The 11,715-nt window shown below is 73.1% G+C and carries 11 protein-coding genes and 4 pseudogenes; 11 read left to right on the forward strand and 4 right to left on the reverse strand.

Annotated elements, in window-relative coordinates; all coding sequences use genetic code 11:
• The first annotated feature begins 216 nt into the window (after positions 1-216).
• The 6 genes and pseudogenes from BJF77_RS17480 to BJF77_RS17505 all read left to right on the forward strand — a co-directional run bounded on the left by BJF77_RS17480 (position 217) and on the right by BJF77_RS17505 (position 4,863).
• The gene (locus BJF77_RS17480) at positions 217-825 is read left to right on the forward strand and encodes a superoxide dismutase family protein (RefSeq protein ID WP_075872967.1); all 609 of its coding nucleotides are present in this window, start codon (positions 217-219) and stop codon (positions 823-825) included.
• Between the two features lie 97 nt (positions 826-922).
• Positions 923-1,735 (forward strand): alpha/beta fold hydrolase, encoded by an 813-nt coding sequence (locus BJF77_RS17485; protein WP_082157125.1) that lies wholly within the window; start codon positions 923-925, stop codon positions 1,733-1,735.
• Positions 1,736-1,869: 134 nt separating this feature from the next.
• Positions 1,870-2,807: pseudogene (locus tag BJF77_RS17490) on the forward strand (SDR family oxidoreductase).
• A 133-nt stretch (positions 2,808-2,940) separates the two neighbouring features.
• A complete protein-coding gene (locus BJF77_RS17495) occupies positions 2,941-3,741 on the forward strand; it encodes a hypothetical protein (protein WP_053004665.1) in 801 nt (266 codons plus the stop codon).
• Positions 3,738-4,210, forward strand: a pseudogene (locus BJF77_RS17500) (phage holin family protein). The gene BJF77_RS17495 and the pseudogene BJF77_RS17500 overlap by 4 nt, the downstream one beginning before the upstream one ends.
• Positions 4,207-4,863, forward strand: a complete 657-nt coding sequence (locus BJF77_RS17505; RefSeq protein WP_075872968.1) for a DUF3618 domain-containing protein — start codon at positions 4,207-4,209, stop codon at positions 4,861-4,863. Before BJF77_RS17500 ends, BJF77_RS17505 begins: the two are co-directional and overlap by 4 nt.
• Before the next feature lie 97 nt (positions 4,864-4,960).
• Here the strand turns inward: BJF77_RS17505 and BJF77_RS17510 are convergent, their stop codons facing one another.
• Positions 4,961-5,797: a GDSL-type esterase/lipase family protein gene (locus BJF77_RS17510; protein WP_075872969.1), complete on the reverse strand. Its 837-nt coding sequence runs from the start codon at positions 5,795-5,797 to the stop codon at positions 4,961-4,963.
• Positions 5,798-5,869: 72 nt separating this feature from the next.
• Positions 5,870-6,897 (reverse strand): annotated as a pseudogene (locus tag BJF77_RS17515) (LLM class flavin-dependent oxidoreductase).
• 142 nt (positions 6,898-7,039) lie between these two features.
• Here BJF77_RS17515 and BJF77_RS17520 point away from each other — a divergent pair.
• The 4 genes from BJF77_RS17520 to BJF77_RS17535 all read left to right on the forward strand — a co-directional run bounded on the left by BJF77_RS17520 (position 7,040) and on the right by BJF77_RS17535 (position 9,919).
• Positions 7,040-7,735, forward strand: coding sequence for an alpha-ketoglutarate-dependent dioxygenase AlkB (locus BJF77_RS17520; RefSeq protein WP_075872970.1), 696 nt, complete (start codon positions 7,040-7,042; stop codon positions 7,733-7,735).
• 21 nt (positions 7,736-7,756) lie between these two features.
• Positions 7,757-8,308 (forward strand): flavin reductase family protein, encoded by a 552-nt coding sequence (locus BJF77_RS17525; protein ID WP_075872971.1) that lies wholly within the window; start codon positions 7,757-7,759, stop codon positions 8,306-8,308.
• Positions 8,309-8,478: 170 nt separating this feature from the next.
• Entirely contained in the window at positions 8,479-9,171 is a 693-nt protein-coding gene (locus tag BJF77_RS17530) for a flavin reductase family protein (protein ID WP_083665242.1), read from the forward strand.
• 151 nt (positions 9,172-9,322) lie between these two features.
• Positions 9,323-9,919 carry a YceI family protein gene (locus BJF77_RS17535; RefSeq protein ID WP_075872972.1) on the forward strand — a complete coding sequence of 199 codons (597 nt, stop codon included), beginning with the start codon at positions 9,323-9,325 and terminating at the stop codon, positions 9,917-9,919.
• Positions 9,920-10,213: 294 nt separating this feature from the next.
• Here the strand turns inward: BJF77_RS17535 and BJF77_RS20890 are convergent, their stop codons facing one another.
• The gene (locus BJF77_RS20890; protein WP_186815662.1) at positions 10,214-10,615 is read right to left on the reverse strand and encodes a cell division protein CrgA; all 402 of its coding nucleotides are present in this window, start codon (positions 10,613-10,615) and stop codon (positions 10,214-10,216) included.
• Positions 10,616-10,758: 143 nt separating this feature from the next.
• On the opposite strand from BJF77_RS20890, the gene BJF77_RS17545 reads away from it, so the two are divergent.
• Complete coding sequence (locus BJF77_RS17545) at positions 10,759-11,397, forward strand: aminodeoxychorismate/anthranilate synthase component II (RefSeq protein WP_047805179.1); 639 nt, start codon at positions 10,759-10,761, stop codon at positions 11,395-11,397.
• An 18-nt stretch (positions 11,398-11,415) separates the two neighbouring features.
• Here BJF77_RS17545 and BJF77_RS20690 read toward each other — a convergent pair.
• Positions 11,416-11,715: pseudogene (locus tag BJF77_RS20690) on the reverse strand (hypothetical protein); the annotation flags it as partial.

An 11,715-nucleotide genomic window follows, 5' to 3' on the forward strand; every position in this document is an offset into this window, starting at 1 on the left:
GGGAGAGTAGGACACCGCCGGACCACACCCAGGGTCGAGCCCCCGCACCACCCGGTGCGGGGGGCTCCCCACACCCCGCCGCACCCGGAGCACCACCGGGCACCACACCCGACACTCCGACCCCCGGGCCCCCACCCACCGGTGCGGGGCCTTTTCTCATGCCCGTCGTCGGCCTATCGTCGGAGAACGCGGATCCGACGGTCTCGAGGGGGAGCCATGCGGCGAAGTGTTCTGGCGGCGGCAGCGGTGCCGGCAGCCCTGCTCCTGGCGGGCTGCGGCGACGGGGGCGGAGACGTCGTCGTCGTGGAGAGCACGGCCGCCGCGGAGGCCGGCGCGGCCTCTCAGGCGGTCCTCCGGGACGCGGAGGGCGCCGAGGTGGGCACCGTGCAGTTCTCGGAGGTCTCCGCCGGCACGGAGGTCGTGGCCGAGGTGGAGGGTCTCGACCCCGGGTTCTACGGCTTGCACGTGCACGGGACCGGGCTGTGCGAGCCGGACAGCTCCGCCCCGGGTGATCCGGGGACCACCGGGGACTTCCTGTCCGCGGGCGGGCACCTCGGCGGCGACGCCGCGGACCACCCGGACCACACCGGGGACCTTCCGAGCGTCTACGTCACCCAGGACGGTCTGGGCTTCCTCACGACCGTCACGGACCGTTTCCGGGTGGAGGACCTCGTGGCCGACAAGGACGGCAGCGCGGTGATGCTGCACTCCGGGCCCGACAACTTCGCCAACGTGCCGGAGCGCTACGCACCCGCGGGGCCCGACCGGACCACGCTGCGCACGGGCGACGCCGGCGCCCGACAGGCCTGCGGGGTGGTCGAGTGAGTGCGGCTCCTGTGACGTCAATACGCCCGTCCGGCGGGGGAGAAGTGGCTACGCTGGAAGGGCTGTAGCCGCCGGTCCGTGGAAGGAGTTCCCCGCCGTGTCCGATGCCCGCTCGTCCGCCGCCCGGATCGACGACGTCACCCTGGCCTACACCGACCGGGGCGAGGGCCCCGTGCTGCTCCTGCTGCACGGACACGCCTACGACCGGAGCATGTGGGCGCGCCAGGTCGAGGTGTTCTCCGAGCTCGGCTGGCGGGTGGTCGCCCCGGACCTGCGCGGCTTCGGCGAGTCCGGGATCACGGAGGGGATCGTCTACACGGAGGAGTTCGCCGACGACGTCGCCGGCCTGCTCGACCAGCTCGGGGTTCCCGCCGCGGTGGTGGTCGGCTTCTCGATGTCCGGGCAGATCGCCATGGAGCTGGTCCGGCGGCATCCGGGACGAGTCCGCGGCCTCGTCGTCGTCGACACCGTGCCCGAGGCGGAGGACCGCGACGGCAGGCGGCGCCGGCACAGCACGGCCGACGCCATCCTGGCCGGCGGCATGGAGACCTACGGGCGCAGCGTGCTCGGCCGGATGGTCGCCGACGCGACGGTGGAGTCGTGCCCCGGGGTGGCGGCGGAGGTGCTCGCGATGCTCCGGAACGCGCCCGCCAAGGGGGCGGCCGCGGCGATGCGCGGGCGTGCCGAGCGCCAGGACCTCAGCGACGTGCTGCGCGGCGTCCGGATCCCGGTGCTCGTCGTGGTGGGCGCGGACGACGTCTTCGACGGCGGGGCGGGCCGTCGGATGGCGGACCTGGCCCCGGACGCGGACCTCGTGGTCATCGACGGGGCCGGCCACACGCCGAACCTCGAGCAGCCCGCCGCGTTCGACGACGCCCTGCGCGCCTTCCTGCGGCGGTTCGCCGACTGAACGACCCGGCGGGAACCGTACGAGATCGCGACCCGGGTGGCGGGCCGCCGTGTTCTCGGAGAGTGAACCACTGTCGTTGTGCGCGATTACTCAGTATGCTGATGTAACACGAGTGCACGACGAAAGGAGCGGACATGAGTGAGACCAGCAACGGCGGTCCCGAGGACGCCCACCAGGAGTCGACGGATCAGCTCACCCTGCAGAACCCGGTGACCCGCTATCCCGTTCTCTCGCCGCCCGAGCAGGACCAGCCCGAGCCGGGCCTGGACGTGGAGCTCGAGCCGAAGACCGATCGCGGCGAGTTCTCCTACCGCGGCACCGGCCGGCTCGTGGGCCGGAAGGCCCTGATCACCGGTGCGGACTCCGGCATCGGAGCGGCGGTGGCCATCGCCTTCGCGAAGGAGGGTGCCGATGTCGCCCTGAACTACCTGCCCGACGAGGAGCCCGACGCGCAGGTCGTGAAGGGCATCATCGAGAAGGCCGGCCGCACGGCCGTCCTCCTGCCCGGCGACCTGACGGACAAGGCTTCTGCGAGGCCCTCGTCGAGAACGCCGTGAACGGACTCGGCGGACTGGACGTCCTCGTCAACAACGCCGGCAAGCAGGTTGCCGTCGAGAGCCTCGAGGACCTGAGCGACGACCAGCTGACCGACACCTTCACGGTGAACATCCTGGCGATGTTCCGAATCACCAAGGCCGCGCTGCGGCATCTGCCCGCCGGGGCCTCGATCATCAACACGACGTCGATCCAGGCCTACCAGCCCTCGCCGGACCTGCTCGACTACGCCTCGACGAAGGCGGCGATCAACAACTTCACGAAGGGCCTCGGCCAGCAGCTGGCGCCCAAGGGGATCCGGGTCAATGCCGTGGCGCCCGGCCCGTTCTGGACGCCGCTGCAGGTCTCCGACGGGCAGCCGAAGGAGGCCCTCCCGGAGTTCGGGCAGTCGACCCCCCTCGGCCGCGCCGGCCAGCCGACCGAACTGGCCCCGGCGTACGTGTTCCTGGCCTCCCCCGAGTCCAGCTACGTGATCGGCGAGACGCTCAACGTCAACGGCGGCAGCCCGTCGCCGTGAGACCTGTTCTCCCGGGTCGCGGCCGACGTCGCGCCACCCGGGGGAAGTGCTTGGCGAGACCGGGTCCACGACATACTCTGGGCACAGCTCGCATACTCAGCGAACTTATCAAGTGCTGTAGAAAGGCGGAATCATGACCACGAACCCCTATGACCCTTCGGCGAGCCACGCGGCCGACACCGGCACCACGTCCAAGAAGGACGTCGCGGCGGAGCAGGGCAAGGCCGAGGCGCAGCAGCTCAAGAACGAGGCGGCCGATTCCGGCCAGCGCGTCAAGGAGACGGCCAAGGACCAGGCCGTGGCCGTCAAGGAGGAGGCCACCCACCAGGCCCAGGACCTGATGGGTCAGCTCCGGAGCGAGCTCAAGGACCAGGTGAAGCCCCAGCAGGAACGCATCGCCTCCACCGTGCGCTCCGTCAGCGACGAGATCAACGCGCTCTCCCGGGGCGAGAAGCCCGAGTCCGACTACGTGACCGGTCTGCTGGGCAGCGTGTCCGGCCGGGTCGACTCCTTCGCCTCCTCCCTGGAGAACAAGGACGCCAAGGACCTGCTCGAGGACGTCCGGCGCTTCGCGGCCCGCCGTCCGGGCACCTTCCTGGCCGTGGCCGCCGGCATCGGCCTGCTCGCCGGCCGCACCACCCGCGGCGTGAAGGACAGCGACGAGGTCCCCACTGACCGCCAGGGCGCCAAGGAGTACTTCGGCGTCGGCGGGCAGCAGGGCGGTGGTTCCAACCAGGGCACCACGGGCGGCGTCGGGACCGGAGCCGTCTACGACCAGGCCTACGACCGGAACCTCACCGCCACCGAGACCTCGGGCTACACCCCGGGCGACCCCTACGCCTACCGCTCCGACGAGCAGGGCGAGGCCGCCCGCACCTACACCGACCGCGTGCCGGGCACCGTCTACCCCGATCAGGAGGGCGACCGTCGATGAGCCATCCCATTCCCCCTTCCGACGCCGAGAACAGGGCGGAGCACGAGTCGCTCGGCGAGATGTTCAAGTCGCTGAGCACCAACCTCTCCACCCTCATCCAGCAGGAGATCGCCCTCGCCAAGGCTGAGAGACCCAGGCCGTGCAGGAGGCCAAGCAGTCCGCCAAGGACACAGGCAAGGGCGCCGGCATGCTCGCCGGGGCCGGCGTGGCCGGTCACTTCGTCCTGCTGTTCCTGTCCATCGCCCTCATGTGGGGCCTGGGCAACCTGGTCGGCCTGACCTGGTCCGCCGTCATCGTGGCGGTCGTCTGGGCCGTCATCGCCGGCATCCTCGCAGCCCTGGGCAAGAAGAACCTCAACGAGGGCAAGCAGGAGATGGCGGAGGCCGCCCAGGACCCCCTGCCCCTGACCCGCGAGACCGTCACCGAGATCCCGGAGACAGTGAAGCCTTCCAAGAAGGAGACCCGATGAGCCAGCAGAACCCCGAACAGATCCGTGCCGACATCGAAGCCACGCGCGCTCGACTCGGCTCCGACGTCGACGCCGTCGCCGAGAAGGTGACCCCCGAGCGCGTCGTGGACCGCCAGAAGGACAAGGTCCGCGGCAAGATGCAGGGCGTGCGCGAGCGCGTCATGGGAGCCTCCGACGACGCCTCCGACCACGGCCGCCACCTCAAGGAGGGCGTGCAGGACCGTGCGGGCGATCTCCGGGACGGCGTGCAGGAGCGTGCCGGTGACCTGCGGGAGGGCGTGCAGCACGCCCCCGCCACCGCCAAGGCCAAGACCCGAGGCAACCCGCTGGCCGCCGGTCTGATCGCCCTCGGCGCGGGCTGGCTCGTCGGCTCCCTGCTGCCCTCCACGCAGAAGGAGCAGGAGCTCGTCGCCGGTGCGGCGGACCGGGTCCAGCCCCACGCCCAGCACGCGGTCGAGTCCGCCAAGGACGCGGCCCAGGAGGTGGCCCAGGACCTCAAGGAGCCGGCCAAGGACGCGGCGCGGTCCGTCAAGGAGACCGCCAGCTCCGGCGCGCAAGAGGTCAAGTCGCAGGGCCAGGACGAGGCGCAGCAGCTGAGGTCCTCCGCCCAGGGCTCGGCGCAGTCCGTCAAGGACGAGACCAAGAACGCCTGAGGCGTGACCGGCCGCAGCGCGGCCGGTGTGGTGCCCCGGCACCACGACGAGGGCCCCGGATCGCTGATCCGGGGCCTCGTCGTGGTCGGCAGACCCGTCAGCGGGCCCGGGCGACCTGGCTCATCAGACCGGGGTAGTAGCCCGACAGGTACCCCTGCTCGGTCGGGTGCAGGTTGTGGGAGCTCCCGGGGTCGACGAGGATCCACGGGTCCTCCGACCCGACCCCGTGGCCGCGGAAGCGGTCGGTGACGTCCACGAAGACGGCGCCCTCGGCCTCGACCCGCGCGGCGAGGGCGGCGTTGAGCTCGTCCGTCCAGGCGTTGAGCTGGGCGGCGCGCTCCGCGGAGACGAGCGCGCTGTCCTGCCGCTCGTCGAGGAGGTGCGGATAGCCCAGCACGACCACGCGTCCGTCCGTCTCCTCGTCGATCGCGTCCACGGTGGCGGCCGCGGAGGCCGCCGCGGCGGCGATCAGCCGCGGGGCCTGGGCGAGCATGACGTCGCACGCGACCGGCCCGGCGACCGCCTCGGCCGGAGCGCTGCAGGCCCGGATGAAGTCGCCCCAGTGGATGTCGTTGCCGCCCATGGTGAGCGTCACCAGCTCCGCCTCGGCGAGGGCGTCCGCCACGAGCGGCACGGAGACGATCCCCCGCACCTGCGTGGTGGTGAACCCCGCGCACGCCGCGTCCAGGGCCACGTCCACGCGCGGCCGGCTCGCCAGCTTGTCGATGTGGTCCTCCCCGGTGCCCTGGTAGCACCCGGGCAGGCCCTCGACCTCCTGCAGGCCGCCCGTGCCGAAGGCCGCGGAGTAGGAGTCGCCGAGATTGACGACGTCGACCGTGCGCGGGGACGCCGCGGCGGGAGAGGCGCCGACGCCGGCGAGGGCGAGGGCCGCGGCCAGGGTGCTGGCGGTGCGTCGGGCGGGGAGTGCGCGCATGTGGGGACCTTTCGAGGGGGGGGAGTGGCACGGTGCCGGGCCCGGTCCTGAGGACCGGGCCGTTCCCTCAAGCTACCGTCGCGCGCCCGTGCCCGGCCGCTCGTCCGCAATGTGACGGGCGCTGCCGTCCCAGGCCTCCGCGAGGATCTCCAGTGAGCGCAGCACCTGCTCCCGGCCGGGAGAGGCGGGGGCGATCATCAGCTCGTCGGCGTCGGCCGCCCCGGCGAAGCCTCGAGGTAGCTCCGCACCTCGGCGCCGGTGCCGGCCACGGACCAGTGGAGCATGTGCAGGATCTGCTGCCCGGCAGGGCTGTCCATCACCATGTCCAGCTCCGCCTCGCTCAGCGTGCGGTCACGGCCCACCATGGCCCGCACCCGCTCTCGCCGAGCGGTCTCCAGCTGCGCGGCGGCGTCGTCGGCGCTGTCCGAGGCGATGACGTTGACGGCCGCGATGACGTACGGCTCGGCGAGCTGCTCCGAGGGCTGGAACCGGGCCCGGTAGGCGGCCACCGCGTCCGCGAGGGCGTCCGGGGCGAAGTGCGAGGCGAAGGCGTAGGGCAGCCCGTACGCCGCGGCGAGCTGCGCGCCGAACAGCGAGGAGCCGAGGATCGTCAGCGGCACGTTCGTCCCGGCGCCGGGGACGGCGCTGACCCCCGGCACGAGGGAGCGGCCGCTCAGGTAGCCCTGGAGCTCGCGCACGTCCTGCGGGAACTGCTCGGCGGCGGAGGGGTCCCGGCGCATGGCCCGCACGGTGCGCAGGTCCGTGCCCGGCGCCCGGCCCAGGCCCAGGTCGATCCGCCCCGGGTGCAGCTCGGCGAGGGTGCCGAACTGCTCGGCGACGACCAGGGGGGAGTGGTTGGGGAGCATCACTCCGCCGGAGCCGAGGCGGATCGTGGACGTGTGCGCCGCGACGTGGGCGATCAGCACGGCCGGGGCCGAGGACGCGATCGTGGGCATGTTGTGGTGCTCCGAGTACCAGACGCGCCGGTAGCCCCGCCGCTCGGCGTGCTGGGCCAGGCGGACGGAGTCGGCGAAGCTCTCACCGACGGAGGCGCCCTGGCGGACGGTGGCGAAGTCGATGACGGACAGCGGCAGGGGCACAGCGGACCTTTCACAGGAGTCGGGGAGGCCCTCCACGCTACTCCTGTCCGCAAGACGGCGCCGTGGCGGGGAGCACAGGCGGCCCAGGGCGGGCGGGCACCAGCCGCCGTGGCTGTCGGCGGCCCGGGCTACGCTCGGCACCATGACCGATCCCTCGACCCCCTTCGGGGTGCCGGAGCTCTTCGAGCTGCCGCGGGAGCGCGCCGAGATCGCGCCGGGAGCCGTGCACGTGCCGGGCTGGCTGGACCTCGCCCGGCAGCGGGAGCTGGTGCTGCGGTGCCGGGAGTGGGCCACCGGCCCGGTCCCCCTGCGCCACGCGGTCCTGCCCGGGGGCGGCCGGATGTCGGTGCGCTCGACCACGCTGGGCTGGGACTGGGCGCCCTACCGGTACCTGCGCACAGGCGAGCACAAGCGGGCCCCGGACATGCCGGGGTGGCTGGCGGAGCTGGGCCGCCGCGCCGTGGCGGAGGCCTGCGGCGAGGACAGCGCGGAGGCCCGGGACTACCGGCCGGACACGGCCCTGCTCAACTTCTACGACGCCACGGCCCGGATGGGCATGCACCAGGACAGGGACGAGTTCTCCGCCGCCCCGATCGTGTCCCTGTCCCTCGGGGACGCCTGCGTCTTCCGGTTCGGGAATCCGCAGACCCGCGCGGCCCCGTACCGGGACGTGGAGCTGCGCAGCGGCGACCTGTTCGTCTTCGGCGGCCCCTCCCGCTACGCGTTCCACGGGGTGCCGCGGATCCTTCCGGGCACGGCCGCCCCGGAGCTGGGCATGAAGGGAGGGCGGCTCAACCTCACCCTGCGGATGACGGGGCGTGCCGTCCCCGGACGGTGAGCGCCGTGCCACACTGACGGGATGGAGCTCCCCGACGCCGCACCGGCCCACCTGATCGACCCGGCGGCCGTGGACGAGGAGGACGCCGGCGCCTACCGGCTGCTCGCCGCGGACATCGCCTCCGGGGTCGCGGTCGTGGCCGCCCGGCACCGGCGGCACGATGTCGCCGCGACCGTGACCGGCTTCCTCGACGTGTCCTACGACCCGCCCACCATGCTGGTGAGCCTGTTCGAGGAGGGCCGGATCTGCGACGCGGTGGAGTCGGCCGGGGCGTGGACCCTCTCCGTGCTGCGCCGGGACCAGGAGGGCGTGGCGAACTGGCTCGCGAGCCCGGGCAACCCCGTGGAGGGCCTGCTGGACCGGGTGCCCTTCCGCCGCGCTCCGGGCTCGGGGGCGGCGGTGCTGGACGGAGCCCTCGCGTGGTTCGAGCTCGCCACCGTGGCGGTGCACACCGCGGCGACGCACCGGCTCGTGGTGGGGGAGGTCACGGCGATGGGCCGGGGGGTGCGGGAGGCGCAGGCGGACGATCCGCTGGTGCACTTCGCCCGCGGCTATCGGGGGCTGACCCGGTGAGCACCGTGCCGCGGCACAGAATCGGGCATCGCGCAAGTCTGTGACGTCAGAAGTCCTCGATGCGTCACCGGCGGAATGCTTCGACGCCCGCTCCGGTTGAGGTCGTAGCGTGGACGGGTGGCGCCGTGTCCGGCGGCACCGTTCCCACCGCACCCCACGGAAGGATCCTCATGGCGGCTCAGCACCACGAACGCGGAACCGGCGGGGCGTCCGGCGGCTCCGCGCCGACCGGGGCGAGCCCGGCCTCGTCCGCGGAGGAGCCCCGGCTCAGCGCGGTCCCGCCCTCCGGGACGCCGGCCGAGCACGCGGCCGCGGTGGTCGCCGACCTGGAGGTGCCCGCCGACCACCTCCCGGACCTGGACCACGTGGGGGACGCGTTCAAGGCGGTGTTCGCAGACCATCCCGCAGGGGTCGCCATCATCACCGCCCGGGGTCCCGACGGACCCGTGGGGCTGACCGCGTCCTCGGTGTCCTCCGTGTCGGCCGTCCCGCCCATCCTCGGCTTCTCGCTGCAGGCCCGGCAGGGCTCGGCGGCGCTGCTGGCCGAGGCGGACTCCTTCCTGGTGCACCTGCTGGACGCGGAGAACCTGGGCCTCGCCCGGTCCTTCGCCGTCTCGGGGGCCCCGCGCTTCGGGCCGGACATGCCGTGGGAGTACCTGGCGACCGGGGAGCCGCGGCTGCTCGGCGTGGGCCGCGTCCTGCGCGCGGTCCCACTGGCCCGGATCAAGGCCGGCCCCGCCCTGGTGTTCAACGCCGCGGTGGTCGACGTCCTCGGGGACGAGGGCACGGGCGCCCCGCTCGTGTACCACCGCCGGCGTTTCCACGGGCTCAGCGACCGCTCCGCCCTCGACCCCCGGGACTGAGCCGGGGGCGCTCAGCCCCCGCGTGCACCTCCGCACCGACAGGCCCCCGGGCCGGAAAAGATCCTTCTAGGTTGTTGACACATCATCATGGGGTTCGTAGAGTAGTTGACGAAGCAACCACCTGCTCGATCCACATCCCGAGGAGAACACCATGTCCCAGCTCACCGCCCTCGTCCCCGGCTCCTGGACCTTCGACCCCGCCCACTCGGAGGTCGCCTTCACGGTCCGCCACGCCGGCATCTCGAAGGTCCGCGGCACCTTCGGCGAGGTCGACGCCCAGCTCCGGGTCGCCGACCCGGTCGAGGACTCGACGCTGACGGCCACCGTGCAGATGGCCTCCATCGACACGAAGAACGCCGACCGCGACGGCCACGTCCGCAGCGCCGACTTCTTCGACGTCGAGCAGCACCCCACGATGACCTTCCGCTCGACGGCCGTGGCCTTCGACGGCGAGGAGGGCACCATCACCGGCGAGCTGACCATCAAGGACGTCACCCGCACCGTGGAGCTCGCCACCGAGTTCAACGGCGTGGTCGTGGACGCCTTCGGCGTGACCCGGGCCGGCTTCTCCGCCGAGACCACCATCTCCCGCAAGGACTTCGGCATCACCTGGAACGCCGCCATGGAGGCCGGCGGGGTGCTCGTCTCCGACAAGGTGACGATCACCCTCGACGTGGCCTTCACGGCCCCGCAGGACGACCCCGAGGAGACCGTCGAGGGCCAGGACGCCATCACTGCCGACGCCTGACCCGGCAGCCGCGGGGCCCCTGGGTCCGCACGACCGACGGCCGGGACGGTGATCAGCAGCAGCAGCGCCCACCGGCGCAGCCGCACCTCGAACGTGGCGGGATTGATCCGCCCGCCGCGCCGGGGCCGGGACGCGGCGATCTCGTCCTCGAGCGGTCGCGGCGGCCGGTCGCGCGGCTCCTCCGGGTCGGTGCTGGAATGGGACACGTTTCCTCCGTGGTCGTCGGGATCCGCCCCCATTCTCTCAGCAGGCGCGGCGGACCGCGCACCGCCCGTCAGGCGGTCCGGGCCGCCGTCAGCGCCACTTCGTGGTCATGATCAGGCCGGCCATCATCAGGCCCAGGCCCACGGCGATGTTCCACGTCCCGATCCCCGGCACGGGGTAGGCGCCCTGGAAGAGGTAGTAGACGATCAGCCACAGCAGCCCGACGACGAGCAGCCCCAGCATGACGGCCTTGTACCAGGTGGGGGTGGGGGCGTGGCTCTCCGGGGAGCCGTGCCGGGAGCGCTCGGTCAGCTCCTGCGCCACCGCGGCGGCGGTCGCGTCCGGGTCGTAGGCGGTGGACCCTCCGGGCAGTCCCTCAGCCGCCAGCCGTGCGAGCTCCTCGTCGACCTGCGGGCCGGCGGCCGGTGCCGTCCGGCCGGACCCTCCCGGCCGGCGGGCGGGCTTCTTGCGGCGGTTCTTCGACTCGGGCACTGATCCTCCTGGTCACCAAGCGGGCCGCGTTCACGGCGGGGGGTCCAGTGGCCCAGTCTAGCCGTCCGGTGCGCACCCCACCGCGGGCGCGTAAGCTGGACGGGCGCACGTGCCGATCCGGCACCCCACTCCCAGGAGATCCCGTGACCGTCAAGATCCTCGTCGTGGACAACTACGACAGCTTCGTCTACACCCTGGTCGGCTACCTCGAGCAGCTCGGCGCCCGCACCACGGTGATCCGCAACGACGACCTGGACGAGGCCGCCGCGTGCGCCCTCGCGGGTGAGCACCACGGCGTCCTGCTCTCCCCGGGCCCCGGCGCACCCGCCGACGCCGGGGTGTGCACCCCCCTGATCCGCAATGCCGAGCGGACCGGGCAGCCGCTGCTGGGCGTCTGCCTCGGCCACCAGGCGCTCGCGGAGGCCTACGGCGGGACCGTCACCCACGCGGAGGAGCTCATGCACGGGAAGACGTCCCGCGTGGAGCACAACGGGTCGAGCGTCTTCGGCGGAGTGCCCAGCCCGTTCACCGCGACGCGCTACCACTCCCTCGCCGTGGTCGACCAGTCGGTCCCCGAGGTCCTGGAGGTCACGGCGCGCACCCCCAACGGGGTCATCATGGGCCTGCGGCACCGGAGCGCGCCGCTGCACGGACTGCAGTTCCACCCCGAGTCGGTCCTCACCGAGGGCGGCTACCAGATGCTCGGCAACTGGCTCGAGCTCGTGGGGCTCAAGGGCGCGGCGCGGGCGGCGGGCTCGCTGTCGCCGCTGATCTCCGTCTGAGCGCGGACCGGGCCCGGGTCATCCGTCTTCGCGGGCGCGCTCGTCCGCGCGTCCGGCCTGCCCACGGGTGCGCTCGTCCGCCCGCTCCTCGGCGTCGGACCGGTCCTCCTCGGCGCTGTCCGCCCCGGGCTCCTCAGCCGGTTCTTCGGCCGGTTCTTCCGTGCTCTCCTCGGCGGGCTCCTCCGTGCTCTCCTCGGTGGGCTCCTCCGTCTGCTCGGGGGACGGGCGGTCGGGTGGGCGGACGGTCGGCTCGGGAGTCGGCTCAGGGGTCGGCTCGGGGGCGGGGGCGGGGGTGACGGGCCACGGTGCAGCGGTCAC

It is taken from the genome of Kocuria sp. CNJ-770, from assembly GCF_001942375.1.
Lineage (GTDB): Bacteria > Actinomycetota > Actinomycetes > Actinomycetales > Micrococcaceae > Kocuria > Kocuria oceani.